This is a genomic window from Agrobacterium sp. 6Ca8 (assembly GCF_055382765.1).
The window spans coordinates 1,279,964-1,299,236 of record NZ_AP026434.1 but is presented as its reverse complement, the minus strand read 5'-3'; the positions used below and the strand labels follow the sequence as shown (position 1 = coordinate 1,299,236).

13 protein-coding genes are annotated in these 19,273 nt (G+C 59.0%); 11 read left to right on the top strand and 2 right to left on the bottom strand.

The features are described from left to right. The first annotated feature begins 12 nt into the window (after positions 1-12). Positions 13-2,415, top strand: coding sequence for a PIG-L family deacetylase (locus ACZ5A6_RS20165; protein ID WP_464111323.1), 2,403 nt, complete (start codon positions 13-15; stop codon positions 2,413-2,415). Continuing rightward, the gene (locus tag ACZ5A6_RS20160; RefSeq protein ID WP_464111322.1) at positions 2,412-3,323 is read left to right on the top strand and encodes a DMT family transporter; all 912 of its coding nucleotides are present in this window, start codon (positions 2,412-2,414) and stop codon (positions 3,321-3,323) included. Before ACZ5A6_RS20165 ends, ACZ5A6_RS20160 begins: the two co-directional genes overlap by 4 nt. A 12-nt stretch (positions 3,324-3,335) precedes the next feature. Here ACZ5A6_RS20160 and ACZ5A6_RS20155 read toward each other — a convergent pair whose 3' ends face one another. After that, positions 3,336-3,803 (bottom strand): hypothetical protein, encoded by a 468-nt coding sequence (locus tag ACZ5A6_RS20155; protein WP_035200397.1) that lies wholly within the window; start codon positions 3,801-3,803, stop codon positions 3,336-3,338. A 73-nt stretch (positions 3,804-3,876) separates the two neighbouring features. Next, a complete protein-coding gene (locus ACZ5A6_RS20150; RefSeq protein WP_013761096.1) occupies positions 3,877-4,770 on the bottom strand; it encodes an AraC family transcriptional regulator in 894 nt (297 codons plus the stop codon). A gap of 197 nt (positions 4,771-4,967) precedes the next feature. Between ACZ5A6_RS20150 and melA (ACZ5A6_RS20145) the strand changes: the two genes are divergently transcribed. The 9 genes from melA (ACZ5A6_RS20145) to ACZ5A6_RS20105 all read left to right on the top strand — a co-directional run bounded on the left by melA (ACZ5A6_RS20145) (position 4,968) and on the right by ACZ5A6_RS20105 (position 19,262). Next, positions 4,968-6,434 (top strand): alpha-glucosidase/alpha-galactosidase, encoded by a 1,467-nt coding sequence (gene melA, locus ACZ5A6_RS20145; protein ID WP_111796698.1) that lies wholly within the window; start codon positions 4,968-4,970, stop codon positions 6,432-6,434. 108 nt (positions 6,435-6,542) lie between these two features. Then, positions 6,543-8,630 carry an ABC transporter substrate-binding protein gene (locus tag ACZ5A6_RS20140; protein WP_112236128.1) on the top strand — a complete coding sequence of 696 codons (2,088 nt, stop codon included), beginning with the start codon at positions 6,543-6,545 and terminating at the stop codon, positions 8,628-8,630. A gap of 87 nt (positions 8,631-8,717) precedes the next feature. Beyond that, complete coding sequence (locus ACZ5A6_RS20135) at positions 8,718-9,725, top strand: ABC transporter permease (protein WP_004431273.1); 1,008 nt, start codon at positions 8,718-8,720, stop codon at positions 9,723-9,725. Position 9,726: 1 nt separating this feature from the next. Beyond that, positions 9,727-10,863, top strand: coding sequence for an ABC transporter permease (locus ACZ5A6_RS20130; protein WP_013761093.1), 1,137 nt, complete (start codon positions 9,727-9,729; stop codon positions 10,861-10,863). 12 nt (positions 10,864-10,875) lie between these two features. Further along, positions 10,876-12,540, top strand: a complete 1,665-nt coding sequence (locus ACZ5A6_RS20125; RefSeq protein ID WP_013761092.1) for an ABC transporter ATP-binding protein — start codon at positions 10,876-10,878, stop codon at positions 12,538-12,540. Positions 12,541-12,561: 21 nt separating this feature from the next. Beyond that, the gene (gene melA / locus ACZ5A6_RS20120; RefSeq protein WP_464111321.1) at positions 12,562-13,935 is read left to right on the top strand and encodes an alpha-galactosidase; all 1,374 of its coding nucleotides are present in this window, start codon (positions 12,562-12,564) and stop codon (positions 13,933-13,935) included. Positions 13,936-14,296: 361 nt separating this feature from the next. Then, the gene (locus tag ACZ5A6_RS20115; RefSeq protein ID WP_038495399.1) at positions 14,297-15,361 is read left to right on the top strand and encodes an HlyD family secretion protein; all 1,065 of its coding nucleotides are present in this window, start codon (positions 14,297-14,299) and stop codon (positions 15,359-15,361) included. Positions 15,362-15,372: 11 nt separating this feature from the next. Further along, complete coding sequence (rbbA, locus tag ACZ5A6_RS20110) at positions 15,373-18,147, top strand: ribosome-associated ATPase/putative transporter RbbA (RefSeq protein WP_076845614.1); 2,775 nt, start codon at positions 15,373-15,375, stop codon at positions 18,145-18,147. Next, positions 18,144-19,262 carry an ABC transporter permease gene (locus tag ACZ5A6_RS20105; RefSeq protein ID WP_004431287.1) on the top strand — a complete coding sequence of 373 codons (1,119 nt, stop codon included), beginning with the start codon at positions 18,144-18,146 and terminating at the stop codon, positions 19,260-19,262. The genes rbbA and ACZ5A6_RS20105 overlap by 4 nt, the downstream gene beginning before the upstream one ends. The last annotated feature ends 11 nt before the right edge of the window (positions 19,263-19,273 follow it).

Here is a 19,273-nt window from a genome sequence, read left to right as displayed (position 1 = left end):
AGGAGACCGCCCATGCTTAACCCCCGGGAGCGCATCGAACGGCAGATGGCCGATCCATGGCTCGTGCGTCTGCACCGTAGACTGAGCGCACTGAAATCCACTGTCACCGTCATGCACACCGGTGCGCATCCGGACGACGAGCAGAACGGTCTTCTTGCCTATTTCCGGATGGAACTGGGCATGCGGATCATCATCGCCTGCTCGACGCGCGGTGAAGGCGGGCAGAATGCGCTTGGGCCGGAGCGGCTGGGCGCGCTTGGTGTCATCCGGTCGCGGGAGCTGGAGGAGGCGGCCCGCATCATCGATGCGGACATAAGCTGGCTCGGCCATGGCCCGGCGGATATCATCCACGACTTCGGCTTCTCCAAGGATGGCGACCAGACCTTCGGTCGATGGGGGCAGCAGCGCATCGTCGAGAGGCTGGTGCGCGCCTATCGCACGGAGCGGCCCGATATCGTCATTCCGACATTTCTCGATGTGCCGGGACAACACGGGCATCACCGCGCCATGACGCGCGCGGCGAAAAGCGCAATCGCGCTGGCGGCTGATCCTGCCGCCTATCCCGAGTATTTCTCCGAGGGGCTGAAGCCGTGGAAAGTGGCCAAATATTATCTTCCTGCATGGTCTGGTGGTGGTGACACCTATGATGACGAGGTGCCTCCGCCGGAAACGACGCTGACAGTCAACGCGGTGGGCAAGGAGCGGGCAACCGGCGCGCAATATGACCGCATCGGCGAATGGTCGCGTTATTATCATGCCTCACAGGGAATGGGGCATTGGCCGAAGCGGGCGCAGGAAGCATGGCCACTGCATCTGGAACTCTCCAACGTCGCAGTCGGTGAGGAAAGCTCGATCCTCGACAGCCTGCCGTCGTCGCTGGCTGATCTCTCGGCTTTTCCGGGTCTTACCGCCGATTTGGCAAAGGCGCTGGTTGCAGCCGAACAGGCAATCACTGACGCAATCGATGCCTTTCCCGACACGCAGCGGATCACGGCCTCACTTCTGACGGCGGCAGCCCTTTTGCAAGAGGTCGACGAGGCCGCAGCGCAGGACTTCAGGGAGCTGCATGGGCACCGGATCGCGCGCAAACGGGCGCAGGTCGATGCCGCTATCCTGACGGCGCTCGATCTTTTCGAGCGGGCCTATGCCGAGCCGGCCGAGATCGTTCCGGGCGGGACGTCATCTCTCTATGTGGAACTCGCGGGAAAGGCGGCTGAATTTGACGTCGAGGTTACCCCCGTCCTTCCGGATGGCGTATCGTCTTCGGTTCAGTCGCGTGGCCAGACAATGGTCTTCTCGCTTGCTGCCGATCAGGACGCGGCCGTTTCCGGGCTTTACCAGCCCGACTGGAAAGCCTCAGGCGGCAATGGTCATGCCTCGGTGCGCCTGTCCGTAAGGATTGGAGGCAGGGAGGTTTCAGCCGCTTTCGATCTGGAGGAGCCGTTTTTCGTGACGCCGGCGCAGTCGCTGACGATTTCGCCCGATGCGCTTCTGGTTCCACTTGGACAGGGGCAGGATTCCCATGTTTTTCAGGCACACATAAAGGGTGCCGATGCACCGCTGTCTTTCAGGAGTACGGGTGGCTGGAACCTGCGCAAGACCGGCAATGACTGGATTGCCGAGCGTACCGGTGAGGCAGCGGTTGGCCTTGCCCAGATCGAAGCGCTTGTCGGTTCACAACCTGCCTTCCAGATCACGCCCATCGCATATCCGCATATAGGCCGGGCGCGGTTTCTGGCACCCTCCGCTCTGAAAATCCTCTCTCTAGATCTCAAGCTGCCCCAGGGGGCGCGCGTCGGTTATGTCGGCGGCGGTGCCGACCGGGTCGGGTCGTGGCTTTCGCGCATGGGTCTTGATGTCACCGAACTCGATGCGCAGGCGCTTGGCGGTGATCTCTCGTCCTTCACGACGATTGTTGTGGGCATCTTCGCCTTCGGCATTCGCAAGGATCTGGCTGCGGCAACCGAAAGGCTTCACCGCTTCGTCGAAGAAGGCGGCCATCTTGTCACGCTCTATCACCGTCCAACCGACGGATGGAATCCCGAGACGACGCCCGTCAGGCGACTTGAGATCGGTAAGCCTTCCCTGCGTTGGCGGGTGACGGACCCAAATGCGGAGGTGACGGTGCTATTGCCCGATCATCCATTGCTTGTCGGGCCCAATACGATCGGTGCTGCCGACTGGACGGGCTGGGACAAGGAGCGCGGGCTCTATTTCGCTGCGCGCTGGGATGATGCTTATGAACCCCTGCTCGCCATGCACGATGTCGATGAACAGCCTCTGAAAGGGGCGCTGGTCTCGGCGACCATTGGCAGGGGCCGGCATACGCATACAAGCCTCGTGCTGCACCACCAGATGGACAAGCTGGTGCCGGGGGCATTCCGCCTCATGGCAAACCTTGTGCAACCCGCGTGAATGGCCAGGACCAGAGTGAAAAACAGGAAAACCCGCGCGAAAACGATGCTCGCGCGGGCATCGGCTGGCTGCTCATGGATATGTCCCTCGTTTCGGGCGGAATGACAGCCCTCGTCAAGGCGCAGGGTGTGACCTATCCGGCATTCCAGCTCGTCTTCATAAGAGCGATGATCGGCCTGATCTTCATCCTGCCGCTTATCTGGCGACACCGGGGGGAAATGGCGCGCGTCAAATATCCCTGGCGCAACCTTTTCCGAATCTGCTGCAACGCCATTGCACTCACCAGCAACTTCGTCGCCATCACCCTCTTGCCGCTCGCCACCGTCAATGCTGTCGGCTTCTCACGCCCGCTGGTGACGATGGCCATGGCGGTTGTCTTTCTCGGTGAAAAGGTAAGCCGATATCGCTGGGTCGGCGCTTGCCTCGCATTTGTTGGCGTCCTTGTTGTCATCGGGCCGGGCGGCGCGGAGATTAACGCAGGCGTGCTCGTCGTCCTCGTCTCCGTCGTGTTCGGCGCGCTTGCGGTGATCCAGACCCGGGCGCTGCGGCAGGAAAACACCACTGTCATGATGGTGTTCTACACTGTGGGTCTTGCCGTCATTACCGCCGTTCCGGCGATCTGGACGTGGAAACCGGTCATGCCGCTCGACTGGGTGGCGCTGCTCGCCATCGGCCTGCTTGCGCAAATGGGGCAATATTGCTTCCTGCGGGCCTATCGCATCGCTGACGCCAGTGTTCTGGCGCCCGTCGGATATCTGTCGATATTGTTCGTGACCGCTGTGGGATACTTCCTGTTTGACGAGGTGCCCGGAGCCCGTGTTATTCTTGGCATTGCCATCATTCTCGTCTCCTTGCAGGCAACCGCCTTTGCGGAATATCTTTTGAAGAAGTTGCGCGGCCGGCGGTGAAAGGTGCCGCTTTTATCTTTGACGCGCCAGAACGCTCAGCCGGATCCAGCCCAGTGTCGCGCGCTTGAAGCGATCGTAAAACGAACGGGCAAACCGCACATATCGCATGATCCATGCGAACCAGGCGTAGGTGAGGAGCTTCTCCCGACCGGCGTGGTAAATGCGCTCGACAATCAGGAATGTGGCGAGGTGAGCGAGGATCGTCAGCGCAATTCCCGTTTTGACGGTGCCGTGCGCGATGAGGAGCAGGCCGATGATTTTCATCGGTTCGGCGATGGCAAATGGCACCGCCAGCAAAAGAAGAATGGCAAGACGCGGTAATCCGCCAATCCGGCTTTCCAGTTTCCTGATGAATGTCAGTCTGGATATCGCCTTGATGATCGGCCGATAGAGCGGGCGAAAAATGCCGTCGAGGATCAGGGCAAACACGATGATTGCCCGAAGCGGAAAGATGAGGATCTTCCTGATTTTGTTGTTCACCTCATTCGGTCTCCAAAAGGGGCTGTATGGCCAATTCTTAATCGCCTGAAACGTGGCAAAACGAAGTTGTTTTTTACGATCTGCTCTGCTGAACGCTCGCATACATGCCGGTGGTGCGGAATTCGCTTGGATTGATGCCATATAGCCTGCGGAAGACCTTCGAGAAATAGTTCGGGTCTTCGAAGCCGCATAGCACGGATACCTCCTTGATGGGGATGTTTTCGGCTGTGGTGAGAAGCTTGGCTGCCCGCCTCAACCGTCGCTGCAATACAAATTCGGCCGGTGGCAGGCCTTCGCTTGCCGTGAAGATGCGGGAAAAATGCGCACGGCTGAGGCCGGCGACGGCGGCAAGATCGCTGACGGAAAGACGCTCTCCGAGATGCCCGTCTATATAGCTCAGCACCTGCTGCATGGTGCGATATTCACCGCCAAAGGAGGGATGCGAGCCGAACACGTCGTCATAAAGCGTCATCGCCGCTTCATAGGCGACGGCGGAGGCCGCCCCTGGTGTTTCCGCGCCGTTGACGAGGCGCGAGCAACAATGGGCGAGATGATCGACGGTTTCCTGTTGCAGCTTGAGGATCGGCCCGGTGACGGCAAGAATATTGCGGTGAATGCGCAAGGCCTCTTCGCCATTCATGGAGATCCAGAAGAACTCCCATTGCTTTCCCGCTTCCAGCCAGTAGCGATGATTGTGCGGGATGAGCAACAGGAGGGTTTCGCCCGGCTTCACCACGTAATGACGGTTCTCGTAACGAAGGTTTCCCTGTCCGCCAATGCAATATTGCAGCACAGTGAATGGTGTCTGTCCGCGCTTTCGTCCGTCCCAGTCATAATTGCCACTGCTGCGGATTTCATAGCCGCTGCTGGTGGGCATTGTGTGCAGGGTCTGGCGGCCGCGGGGCAGCGAGACGGTCCGCATCCCCGGCCCCTGATCGATCAAATCGCGCAGCACAAAATTACCCATGAAAGCATAATCCTTCTCTGGTTCCGCTCGTCATTATACGCATAATCCCGAACCGAGGAGACAGCCAGCGCGATATTGTTGCGGAGAATTTTTTAGGAGCGCCGGTTTTCCGGGGTTCTTACAGGTATATTCTCGCAGCGCCTTATTATGATCGTTTGGCCCGTTTCACCCGTTCGATTTGCAACAGAGGTGGCGTTATGAGTTTCAAAATCGCTATAATCGGCGCCGGAAGCGTCGGATTCACGAAAAAACTGTTCACCGATCTTTTGTGCGTGCCGGAGTTTCGCGACATCGAGGTCGCGCTGACGGATATCAGCCAGCACAATCTGGATATGATCAGGGCGATCCTCGACAAGGTCGTGGAAGCCAACGGTTTTCCGGTGAAAGTGACGGCGCATACCGACCGCCGTCGCGCGCTTGAGGGTGCGAAATACATCATAAGCTGTGTGCGGGTCGGCGGTCTGGAAGCCTATGCGGACGACATCCGTATTCCGCTGAAATACGGGATCGACCAGTGCGTCGGTGACACCATCTGCGCCGGCGGCATTCTCTATGGCCAGCGTAACATTCCGGTCATTCTGGATTTCTGCAAGGATATCCGCGATGTCGCCGCACCCGGTGCCAAGTTCCTGAATTACGCCAACCCCATGGCCATGAATACATGGGCAGCCATCGAATACGGCAAGGTGGATACGGTTGGTCTTTGCCACGGTGTGCAGCACGGTGCGGAGCAGATCGCTGAAATTCTCGGCGCAAAATCCCCGTCCGAACTTGATTACATCTGCTCGGGCATCAACCACCAGACATGGTTCATCGATCTAAGGCTGAATGGCCGCAAGATCGGCAAAGAAGAGCTGGTCGCCGCTTTCGAGGCGCATCCGGTTTTCTCACAGCAGGAAAAGCTGCGCATCGACGTGCTTAAGCGCTTCGGTGTCTATTCGACGGAGAGCAACGGCCATCTGTCCGAATATCTGCCGTGGTACCGCAAGCGCCCGGATGAAATCGCCCGCTGGATCGATATGTCGGACTGGATTCACGGCGAAACCGGCGGTTATCTGCGCCACTCCACCGAGACGCGGAACTGGTTCGAGACGGAATTCCCGCAGTTCCTGGCGTCAGCCGCCAAGCCCATCGAACCGGAGAAGCGCTCCAACGAACATGCGAGCCACATTCTGGAAGCGCTTGAAACCGGGCGTGTCTATCGCGGCCACTTCAACGTCAAGAACAATGGCGTCATAACCAACCTTCCTTCTGATGCGATCATTGAGTCGCCCGGTTTCGTGGATCGTTTTGGCATCAACATGGTCTCGGGTATCACGCTGCCGGAAGCCTGCGCGGCGACCTGCATGGCGTCTATCAACGTGCAGCGCATGTCGGTACATGCGGCGGTCAGCGGCGATATCGATCTTCTGAAGCTTGCCGTGCTGCATGACCCGCTAGTCGGCGCCGTCGCCACTCCGGAGGAGGTCTGGCAGATGGTGGACGAGATGGTCGTCGCACAGGCGCGCTGGCTGCCGCAATATGCGGATGCCGTGCCTGATGCCAAGGAGCGGCTTGCGAAATCCACCGTCAAGACCCGCGACTGGGCGGGTGCGGCGCGCCGCAATGTGCGCTCAATCGAGGAACTACGGGCCGAGAAATCGGCGCTGAAAAAGGCCGTTTGAAGGAAAAGGCATGGGAACAGGCCGGTGGTGAAAAGGGAGTTCGCCGCCGTGGCTATCGCGACAACAGAGGGTGGGCGGTCGAAGAGCTGCCATTTGGGAGGAATGACGATGCAACTTCAACGCAAGATCGGTATCATCTCGGCATTGGGTCTTGGTGTTTCGATGATCGCACTCAGTGCGAACGCCTTCGAAACCACCACGCCGCCGGAGCCGCCGCAGTTTCCGGCCGAAGGCAAGATCGATTATGTGGCGCGCGACTCGATCCTGGAATTCAAGGCCCTGCCTGATTACAGCGAGCCGGACTGGATCACCGAAAAATTCGAGAAGACTGGCAAGCTGCCGCCCTTGAAGGAACGCTTGCCTGAGGAGCCGCTGGTCTACAAGACCGGCAACATGGTGGATGGCATCGGCGTTTATGGCGATACGATGCGCCATGTGATCGGCGGACGGCCCGAAGGCTGGAACTACATTGCCGGCCAGAGCCAGGGCTGGGGCGGCATCGATATTGCGCTTTCCGAATGCCTGACGCGCACAGCGCCGCTGTTTCAGGTGAATGCCAAGGACACCGAACCGCTGCCCAATCTCGCCAAAGGCTGGGAATGGTCGCAGGATGGCCATAAGCTGACGATGCATCTGGTCAAGGGTGCCAAATGGTCTGACGGTGTGCCGTTCAACGCCGATGACGTCATGTTCTACTGGGAAGACGCGGTTCTCGATCCCAACGTCTCGCCGCTCGGCGGCGGCGCGTCGCCTGAAGCCTTCGGCGAAGGCACCACGCTCAAAAAGATCGATGACTATACGGTGGAGTGGACTTTCAAGACCGCTTTCCCGAAGCAATATCTCTACACCATGGCTTATCCGAGCTTCTGCCCCGGACCGGCGCATATTCTGAAACCACAGCACCCGAAATATTCCAAGAACACCTATAACCAGTTCAAGAACGCCTTTCCGCCGGAATATATGAACATGCCTGTCATGGGTGGTTGGGTGCCGGTGGAATATCGCCCCGACGACATCATCGTGCTCAGGCGCAATCCATACTACTGGAAGGTCGACGAGAAGGGCCAGCAGCTGCCTTATCTCAACGAGCTTCATTACAAGCTCTCCACCTGGGCCGATCGCGATGTGCAGGCTGTGGCGGGATCGGGCGATTTCTCCAATCTCGAGCAGCCGGAGAATTTTGTCGCTTCGCTGAAACGCGCAGCTGACCCGAATGCGCCGGCTCGCCTTGCCTTCGGGCCACGCCTGATCGGCTATAACCTGCAGATGAACTTTTCCGCCAATGGCTGGGGCAATCCGGACGAGCGCGGGCAGGCCATTCGCGAGCTGAACCGCAACGAGGTGTTCCGTCAGGCGGTGACCTCGGCCCTCGATCGCAAGGCAATCGGCGACTCGCTCGTCAAGGGCCCATTCACGGCGATCTATCCGGGTGGCATTTCCTCGGGCACCGGTTTTTACGATCGCAATTCCACGGTCTATTACCCCTTCAACCTTAAGGAAGCGAAAGCCGCCCTTGCATCAATCGGCCTGAAGGACACCGATGGCGACGGCTTCTTGAACTTCCCGAAGGAGACACTGGGCGGACGAAACGTCGAGATCATTCTTCTGGTCAATAACGGCTACACGACGGACAAGAGCATTGCGGAAGGCCTTGTCGGGCAAATGGCGAAACTTGGCCTTCGCCTCGTCATCAACAGCCTTGATTCCAACCAGCGCGATGCGGCCCATTATGGCGGTCAGTTCGACTGGCTGGTGCGCCGCAACTCCACCGAGCTTTCGTCCGTGGTGCAGAATACCGAGCAGTTGGCACCCGTTGGCCCGCGCACCAGCTGGAACCATCGCGCACCTGAAGGCAAGGAACTGGATCTGATGCCGTTCGAAAAGGAGATGGCCGATATCGTGCGCAAATTCATCTCCTCGCAGGACAATGCCGAGCGGGCGGAACTGATGAAGCAATATCAGAAGGTCTACACGCAGAACCTCTACACGATAGGGCTTACCGAATATCCCGGCGCGCTTATCGTCAACAAGCGGTTCTCGAATGTGCCGCAGGGCACGCCGATCTTCATGTTCAACTGGGCTGAAGACGCCATCATCCGCGAACGCCTTTGGGTCGCGGCCGACAAGCAGGGCAAATACGAGCTTTTCCCCGAGCAGCTTCCCGGCAAGCCGGGTGAGGGCGGCCCGATCAACTAGAACTCCTCCCGGAGAAAACCCGGTACCGGTCGCGCGTGAAGCGCGGCCGGAGACACACGGACTAGCCAAGTGGAGGATACCCGTTCGATGCTGAGATTCCTGACAATACGCATAGGCTCCGCCATTCCGGTGCTGCTTATCCTGAGCGTGGTGACATTCGCCATCATTCAGGCGCCACCCGGCGACTATGCTGACTACATCCGCTCGCAATTGATGAACCAGGGCGGTGCGTCCTTCGAACAGGCGGAAGCGCAGGCGCAGGCCTACCGCATCGAACACGGTCTCGATAAGCCGATCGTCGTGCAATATTTCAACTGGATCGGCGGTATCATCACACGCGGCGATTTCGGCTACAGCTTCTATTACAACAAGCCGGTTGCCGATGTGGTCGGCGAACGCCTGCCGCGCACCATCGCACTCGCCCTTGTCTGCCACATTCTTTCATCGCTTCTCGGCATCGGTTTCGGCATCTGGGCTGCCACCAGACAATATTCCTGGATCGATAATCTGCTTTCGACCGTCGCCTTCCTCGGCATGACCATTCCGCGCTTCCTGATGGCGCTGATCCTCGTCTACCTGATGGTGTTTCATTTCGACGTGTCGGAAATCGGCAGCTTCTTTTCGCCGCAATATGGCGGTGCGCCATGGTCATGGGGGAAGTTCGTCGATCTCGTCAGCCATGTCTGGCCGGTGGTTGCCATCGCCGTTTTCGGTGGACTTGCCTATAATATGCGGGTGATGCGCGGCAATCTGCTGGATACGCTGAACGCCCAATATGTGGAGACGGCGCGCGCCAAGGGCCTTTCGGAAGGCGCGGTCATCATGCGCCACGCCGTGCCGAACGCCGTGCATCCGCTCATTATGTATCAGGGCGTCGTGCTGCCCTATATGCTGAGCGGCGAAATCGAAACTGCGATCATCTTTGCGCTGCCGACCGTCGGTCCCGCCATCGTCGGGTCCATGGCGGTCGGCGATGTCTATGTCACCGCAACCTTCATGATGGTGCTGGCCGCCACGCTCATCATCGGCAACATCATCGCCGACATGCTGCTCGCCATGCTCGACCCGCGTGTGCGCGAATTCGGGAGGGCTTGAGATGGTGGCCGTTGACGAACTCAAGAATGAATCGGCTGCCGCAGCGAAGCCCGAGCGGGGTGTTCAGGGTAACGAGACCTATCTCGCTTTGGTGTGGCGGCGCCTCAGACGCTCTTTCACCGGCATGGTGGGGCTGGTGCTGGTGGTGCTGTTGATCACGATCTCAGTCTTCGCCGATTTCTTCGCGCCGATGAACCCGCTCGAAACCAATGACAGTTTCTCCCCGCCGCAGGTGGTGCGGTTCTCCGACAAGGACGGCAATATCAGCCTGTTCCCTCGGGTCTATGCCACCGCTGAAACGGATGAGCTCGATCCGGTGACCTTCCAGCCTATCGTCGGCCCGGATTACGACAATCCGCTTTATCTCGGCTTTTTCGTGAAAGGCGCGGAATATCGGCTGTTCGGCCTCATCCCGGCAAACCGGCACTTCTTCGGCACCACGGACGGGCAGCCGGTGCATTTTCTCGGAACCGACAAGTTCGGACGCGATGTGCTGTCACGCGCCATTTATGGATCGCGCATCTCGCTTGCCATCGCGCTCAGTGTCGTCACCATCGTTACCGTCATCGGCACCAGCGTCGGGTTGATCTCAGGATATTTCGGCGGGCCGCTGGATGCCTGGGTGCAGCGTTTCGTGGAAGTGGTTCTGGCCTTTCCACAATTGCCGCTCTATCTCGCCTTGACGTCGCTTATCCCGGTCACTGCCCCGACGACTGTTTTCCTCCTCTTCGTGGTCGGCGTCATGTCAGCGCTCGGCTGGGCGCAGATGTCTCGCGAGGTGCGCGGCAAGACGCTGGCGCTGGCGCGTATCGATTATGTCCGCGCCGCGATTGCCGTCGGTGCCACCGACCGGCGCATTATCTTCCAGCACATCCTGCCGAATGTGATGAGCCATGTGATCGTTGCCGTCACGCTGCATATTCCAAGCGTCGTGCTGCTCGAATCCTTCCTTGGCTTTCTCGGTTTCGCGGTCAAGCCGCCGCTGATCTCCTGGGGGCTGATGCTTCAGGATACGGCCACCTATTCCGTCATTGGTTCCTATCCATGGATCCTTGCGCCGGTCGGCTTTGTGCTGGTCACCGTTTTTGCCTTCAACGCGCTGGGCGATGGCCTTCGCGATGCTGTCGATCCCTATTGAGAGGAGCGTAACATGGTTGCTGCACAGAATACCTACGCCCCTGCCATCCGCTTCGATGCTGATAATCGAAACGACCAGGCCATCATCGATGCACGCAATATTGCCGTGACTTTCAAGGTTGAGCACGGCACGGTGGAGGCAGTGAAAGACATTTCCTTCCAGCTTTACCGGGGGGAGACGATCGCCATCGTTGGCGAATCCGGTTCGGGAAAATCGGTGACCGCCCGCACCATCATGGGGCTTTTGACGAAGCGGGCCTCGGTTTCGAAAACCGCGACCGTGCGCTTCAACGGCGACGACATCCTGAAATTTTCAAGCCGCCAGCGGCGGGCGTTGCGCGGCAACCGTATCTCGATGATCTTTCAGGAGCCGATGAGTTCGCTGAACCCGATCTATACAATCGGCAGTCAGATCGTCGAGGCGATCCGCGTCCACTCGAAGCTGAGCAGGAAGCAGGCCGAGGCGAGGGCGCTCGATCTTTTGCGGCAGGTGCAGATTCCGGAACCCGAGGCGCGGCTGAAGCAATATCCGCACCAGCTTTCCGGCGGTCAACGGCAGCGTGTCATGATCGCCATGGCGCTCTCCAACGATCCGGATGTTCTGATCGCCGACGAACCCACCACAGCACTGGATGTGACAGTACAGGCGCAGATCCTCAACCTCATACGCGATCTGCAGAAGAAGCGCGGCATGGCCGTGGTGCTCATCACCCATGACCTGACGATCGTGAAGCAGTTTTCCGATTACGTCTACGTCATGCAGCATGGCGAGATGCGTGAGCACAACACCACTGAGCGGCTGTTTGCAGCGCCGAAGCACCCCTATACCCGAAAGCTGCTTGCTTCCGAGCCGCATGGCACCGCCAAACCATTGCCGGAAAATTCCGGTGTGCTGCTGACGGCGAATGGCGTGCGGGTGTCGTTCATGATGCGCTACGGTGGCCTGTTCAAGCCGGAATTGAAGGAACTTGTTGCCGTCGACGATCTTGGTCTAGCCCTCAAGCGCCATGAAACGCTGGGAATTGTCGGCGAATCCGGGTCTGGCAAAACGACCTTTGGCCAATCCCTGTTGCGGCTGAACGAGCCGGTGGCCGGAGAGGTGATTTTCGATGGCGAGAGGGTCGACGGCCGCTCCCGGTCTCAAATGCGGCCTCTGCGCTCACGCATGCAGGTCGTCTTTCAGGACCCTTTCGCCTCGCTCAATCCACGCATGACCATCGGCCAGATCATCGAGGAAGGGCTGGTTATCAACGGGCTTGGTAAAACCAAGGCCGAAAGGCTGGAGCGGGTGCGCGACGCGCTGGAAGCGGCAGGCATGCCCGGCAACATCCTCTCGCGTTTCCCGCACGAGTTCTCAGGCGGCCAGCGCCAGCGCATCGCCATCGCGCGTGCAGTCGCGCTGGAGCCGGAATTCATCCTGCTCGATGAGCCGACCTCGGCGCTCGACCTTTCCGTTCAGGCGCAGATCATAGACCTGCTGCGCAAGCTGCAGGACGAGCGGGGCTTGAGCTACCTGTTCATCTCGCACGACCTGAAGGTCGTTCGGGCTCTCTGCCACCGCGTCATCGTCATGCAGCGCGGCAGGATCGTGGAGGAAGGCCCCGTCGAGGAGGTGCTGAACCGCCCGAAAACCGAATACACCCAGCGGCTCGTCCGGGCCGCCTTTGAAATCGCATAGTTCAAGATGCCGGAGGCAAATATGGCACGAGATCCCAAGATCACATTTATCGGCGCAGGTTCCACGGTGTTCATGAAGAACATCATCGGCGACGTGCTGCAACGTCCGGCCCTTTCCGGCGCAACGATCGCGCTGATGGACATCAACCGCGAAAGGCTGGAAGAAAGCGCCATCGTCGTCAACAAGCTGATTTCGACGCTCGGGGCAAAGGCGAAAGCCGAGACTTTTACAGACCAGAAAAAGGCGCTCGCCGGTGCCGATTTCGTCGTCGTCGCCTTCCAGATCGGCGGATACGAGCCCTGCACAGTCACCGATTTCGAGGTGCCGCGTAAATATGGCCTGCGCCAGACCATTGCCGATACGCTTGGTGTCGGCGGCATCATGCGGGGCCTGCGCACCGTGCCGCATCTGTGGAAGATTTGCGAGGATATGCTCGCCGTCTGCCCCAATGCGATCATGCTGCAATATGTCAACCCGATGGCGATCAACACCTGGGCGATTGCGGAGAAATACCCGACAATCCGGCAGGTCGGCCTTTGCCATTCGGTGCAGGGCACGGCCATGGAACTCGCCCATGACCTCGATATTCCCTACGAGGAAATCCGCTATCGTTCGGCCGGCATCAACCACATGGCGTTTTTCCTGGAATTCGAGCACCGCCAGCCTGATGGCAGCTACAAGAACCTCTATCCCGATCTCGTACGAGGCTATCGCGAAGGCCGTGCGCCGAAGCCCGGCTGGAACCCGCGCTGCCCCAACAAGGTGCGGTACGAGATGCTGACGCGTCTCGGCTACTTCGTTACCGAAAGTTCCGAGCATTTCGCCGAATACACACCCTATTTCATCAAGGAGGGGCGCGAGGACCTGATCGAGAAATTCGGTATTCCGCTCGATGAATATCCCAAGCGCTGCATCGAGCAGATCGAGCGCTGGAAGGGGCAGGCGGCGGCCTATAGCTCAGCCGAAAAGATCGAGGTCAAGCAATCCAAGGAATATGCCTCCTCCATCATCAACTCGGTCTGGACCGGCGAACCGTCTGTCATCTACGGCAACCAGCGCAACAATGGCTGCATCACATCGCTGCCATCAGATTGCGCGGCGGAAGTGCCCTGCCTTGTCGATCATAACGGCGTGCAACCAACCTTCATCGGGGAATTGCCGCCGCAGCTGACCGCGCTGATGCGCACAAACATCAACGTGCAGGAGCTGACGGTGCGGGCGCTGATGAGCGAAAACCGTGAGCATATTTTCCACGCGGCGATGATGGACCCGCATACGGCAGCGGAACTCGATCTCGACCAGATCTGGTCGCTGGTGGACGATCTTCTTGTCGCGCACCGGGACTGGTTGCCGGAATGGACGCAGGTGGAGATGAAGCGGGCGCGGGCGGTGTAAGGAACGCAACGGCTGCGTTGACGGCAGGCTGGCGCACCTTGCGTGGCGTTCGGCGGTTGTCATTCCGCTATAGATTTAACGTCATCCTCGGGCTCGTCCCGAGGAACCAACCACCTAGCAGAAAATGATAGCTAGCAGATGCTCGGGACAGGGCCGAGCATGACGAAGTGGGTTTTAGTCCTTCATCCACTTGACGTGTGTCAAAGCCTCGAAGCGCTCCCTCACCTAAACAGTCCCTAGCAACCTGTCTTCTCGCTCCAATATGGGAAATATCAGGTGGGATTTATGAACGTAAAGGTGGCTGGCTTCTTCGGTTTTATCGTATTACGGTTGAAACTCGAAGGGTTCATGGGGAAGACGGATGTCTAAAAAAGGCTTGCTCGTTGGTCTGGCGGTTGGGGTTATTGCCGTTGCTGCCTATTTCGCCTGGTCGAAGTTGACGGCAGAGGGTCTGCCCTCCGGTTTCGTTTCCAGTAACGGCCGGATCGAGGCGGTCGAGATCGATATTTCCACCAAAACCGCCGGCCGTCTTCAGGACATCATGGCGCGCGAAGGCGATTTCGTGAAGGCAGGGCAGGTGCTTGCCCAGATGGATACTGCCCAGCTGGAGGCCAAAAAGCGTCAGGCGGAAGCGCAGCTTCGTCGCGCAAAGATCGCAATCGATACCGCCCATAGCCTCGTTGCCCAGCGGGAGGCGGAAAAGACCTCGGCGCTTGCGGTGGTGGAACAGCGCAAGGCCCAGCTTGATTCGGCGTCCAAGACCTATGCGCGCTCAAGACAGCTGTTGACCGGCAATGCCGTGTCGCAGCAGATCGTCGATGACAGTGAGGCGGCAGAACAGTCCGCCCGCGCCACTCTTGCCTCGGCGCAGGCCTCGCTTGCCGCCTCTGATGCGGCAATCAACGCCGCCAAGGCACAGATCGTCGATGCGGAAGCGGCTGTCGATGCCGCGCAGGCCGATATTGAGAGCATCGAGACAGACATAGCCGATGCGACGCTGAAATCACCCCGCGACGGCCGTGTGCAATATCGCATCGCCCAGCCCGGCGAGGTGCTTTCCGCCGGCGGGCGGGTTCTCAACCTCGTCGATCTCGGTGACGTCTACATGACGTTCTTCCTGCCCACGGCTGAGGCTGGCCGTACATCCATGGGCTCGGATGTGCGCCTGATACTGGACGCAGCGCCGCAATATACCATTCCCGCCAAGGTTTCCTTCGTCGCCGATGTGGCGCAATTCACGCCAAAGACGGTGGAAACCGAGGAGGAGCGCCAGAAGCTTACCTTCCGGGTGCGGGCGCAAATTCCGCAGGAGCTGCTGCAGAAATATATTCAGTATGTCAAAACCGGTCTTCCCGGCATGGCCTATGTCCGGCTTGATCCGCAGGCCGTCTGGCCGGAGAATCTCGAACGCAATCTTGTGAAGTGAGAGTGGCCGCGATGGTCACACCCTCCGCGACGAATACTAAAAATCCCGGCGCGCCAGTCGCGCGGTTGACGGATGTACGGCTGGCGTTTGGCAGCACGGTTGCGCTTGCCGATATATCGGTCGAAATTCCCGCCGGACGGATGATCGGCCTTATCGGGCCTGACGGTGTCGGCAAGTCCAGCCTCCTCTCTCTGGTTTCCGGCGCCCGGGCTATACAGAAAGGCAAGGTGGAGGTCCTCGGCGGCGATATGTCCGATCCGCGCCACCGCGAGGATACTTGCCCGCGCATCGCCTATATGCCGCAGGGCCTCGGCAAGAACCTCTATCCAACCCTCTCGGTCTTCGAAAATATCGACTTTTTTGGCAGGCTGTTCGGGCAGGACGGCAGGGAGAGAAAGGCACGCATTGCCGAGTTGCTGAAGAGCACCGGCCTTGAACCTTTTGCCGACCGGCCGGCAATGAAGCTTTCCGGCGGCATGAAGCAGAAGCTCGGGCTCTGCTGTGCGCTGATCCACGATCCTGACCTGCTCATTCTCGATGAGCCGACGACGGGTGTCGATCCGCTGTCGCGCCGGCAATTCTGGGAGCTGATCGATTCCATCCGCGCCGGTCGTCCGGGTATGAGCGTGATTGTCGCTACGGCCTATATGGAAGAGGCCGCCGGTTTCGACTGGCTGGTCGCCATGGATGGCGGCAAAATTCTTGCCACCGGCTCGCCCACCGAGTTGCTCTACCGCACCTCCGCCGCCAATCTCGATGCAGCCTTCATCGCGCTTCTTCCGGAAGAAAAGCGTAAGGGTTACCACGAGGTGAATATCGCGCCGCGCACGGTGACCGGCGAGGGCGATTATGCCATTGAGGCCTCGCATCTGAGCATGCGTTTCGGTGATTTTACCGCCGTCGACAATGTCAGCTTCAAAATTCCGTGTGGCGAGATTTTCGGTTTTCTCGGCTCGAACGGCTGCGGGAAATCCACCACCATGAAGATGCTGACCGGTCTTCTGGCCGCCAGTGAAGGCGAGGCGAAGCTATTCGGCCACGAGGTGGATGCCAGCGACATGGCGATCCGCCACCGCGTCGGTTACATGAGCCAGGCCTTTTCGCTCTATTCCGAACTCACGGTGCGACAGAACCTCGATCTTCACGCGCGGCTGTTCAAGCTGCCGGAAGCGACCATTCAGCCGCGCATCGCCGAGATGGCAGAGCGCTTTGATCTCGGCACGGTCATGGACACGCTGCCGGACGACCTACCGCTCGGCATCCGGCAAAGACTGTCGCTTGCGGTGGCGATGATCCATTCTCCTGACATTCTCATCCTCGATGAGCCGACCTCCGGCGTCGATCCCGTGGCGCGGGACGGGTTCTGGCAAATCCTAGCCGATCTCTCCCGCAACGATAATGTCACCATCTTCATCTCCACCCATTTCATGAATGAGGCGGAGCGTTGCGATCGGATTTCGCTGATGCATGCCGGCAAGGTGTTGATAAGCGATACGCCTGACGCGATCACCAAAAGCCGTAATGCCGCAACGCTGGAAGAGGCTTTCGTCGCCTATCTCGAGGATGCCTCGGGTGTCAAAAAGGCGGAACCTTCAATAGCGCCCGCTCCGGCAACGGAGGTGGTCCCGACGCAGCATGTTGCACCAGCCCGCAAACGGTTTTTCGATGTCAGGCGCATGTTCAGCTATACGCGCCGCGAGGCGCTGGAACTGCAACGCGATCCCATTCGCGGCACTTTAGCGGTTCTTGGCAGCGTCATCCTGATGTTCGTGATCGGATACGGCATCAATCTCGATGTTGAGGACCTGACCTTCGCGGTACTGGACCGCGACGATTCCACCATCAGCCGCGATTATGTGCTCGATATAGCCGGTTCCCGTTACTTCATCGAGAAAATGCCGATCCGCGACTATGCGGATATGGACCGGCGCATGCGTGACGGGGAACTCAGCCTTTCCATTGAAATTCCACCCGGTTTCGGCCGCGATGTGCTGCGCGGCAAGACGGTGGAGGTCGGCGCTTGGATCGATGGCGCCATGCCGCAACGGGCAGAAACCGTGCGCGGTTACGTGCAGGGCATGCACCAGACATGGTTGGCGCGCAAGGCGAGCGAAATCTATGGCAATGCAGCGACGCAAAGCAGCTTCAGCATCGAAACGCGCTATCGTTACAACCCCGATGTCAAGAGCCTCGTCGCCATGGTGCCGGCGGTCATTCCGCTGCTGCTGATGCTCATTCCCGCCATGCTGGCGGCGCTCAGCGTCGTTCGGGAAAAAGAACTTGGCTCGATCGTCAATCTTTACGTGACGCCGACCACGCGGTTGGAATTCCTGATCGGCAAACAGCTTCCTTATGTGGCGCTCGGCATGCTCAATTTCCTGCTCTTGACGGCATTTGCGATCTTCATCTTCCGGGTGCCGTTTACCGGGAGTTATCTCGCTTACGCGACGGGCGCTTTACTCTTCGTCATCATCGCCACATCCATCGGGCTCGTCATGTCTTCCTTCATGAAGAGCCAGATCGCGGCGATCTTCGGCACGGCCCTGTTGACGCTCATTCCGGCCACACAATACTCGGGCATGATCGATCCCGTTTCGTCGCTGCAGGGGGCGGGGGCCTTTATCGGCAATATCTATCCCGCCACCTATTTCATGACGATCTCACGCGGCACCTTCTCCAAGGGGCTGGATTTCGACGGTCTTTCGGGTTCCTTTCTGCCGCTTCTCATCGCCATTCCGCTGCTGCTCATCGCTGGTGCTACTCTTTTGAGGAAACAGGCGTCATGAGTTTGTTTTCATCCAACATCTTCCAGCTCGGCATCAAGGAACTGCGCGGGCTTGCGCGTGATGGCATGTTGTTGCTGCTGATCGTTTACGCTTTCACGCTGCAAATCTACACCGGTTCCAGCGCGTTGCCCGAAACCCTAAACAACGCCGCCATCGCCATTGTTGATGAGGATCAGTCGCCGCTTTCCGGTCGCATCAGCACGGCGTTTTATCCGCCCTATTTCGCGCCGCCGAAGCAGATTTCCATTGCTGAAATGGACAAGCGCATGGATGCAGGGCTCGACACCTTCGCGCTCAACATTCCGCCGGATTTCCAGCGTCAGCTAATGGCCGGGCAGCACCCTGCCATCCAACTCAATATCGATGCCACCCGCATGAGCCAGGCCTTCAGCGGCGGCGGTTACGTGCAGAACATCGTGACGAGCGAAGTTGAGGAATATGTCAACCGCTATCGCGGCGCGACGACGGTGCCAGTCGATCTGACGCTGCGTTCTCGTTTCAACCCTGAACTGGACAAATCCTGGTTCGGCTCGATCAACAATATCATCACCGCCATCACCATGCTGTCGATCGTGCTGACGGGCGCGGCGCTCATTCGCGAGCGTGAACATGGAACGGTCGAGCATCTGCTGGTCATGCCGGTCACGCCGCTGGAAATCATGCTCAGCAAGGTCTGGTCCATGGGCCTTGTCGTGTTGGTGGCCTCGGCATTTTCCCTTTTCGTTGTCGTCAAGGGGCTGCTCGCTATTCCCATCGAAGGCTCGCTCTCCCTTTTCCTACTTGGAACGGCGTTGCAGCTCTTTGCGATGACCTCGATGGGTATTTTCCTGGCAACAGTGGCGGGTTCCATGCCGCAATTCGGCATGTTGCTGATCTTGTTCCTGCTGCCGCTGCAGGTGCTGTCCGGCGCCATGACGCCGCGCGAAAGCATGCCGGATATCATCCAGTACCTCATGCTGCTCGCACCCAACACTCATTTCGTAATTCTGGCGCAATCGGTGCTTTTCAGGGGGGCGGGGCTGGATGTGGTCTGGCCGCAATTGCTGGCGCTGCTTGCGATAGGCTCTGCACTCTTCATTTTTGCGCTTCGCCGCTTCCGGCGGTTCCTGCGCTGACCGGCGGACAT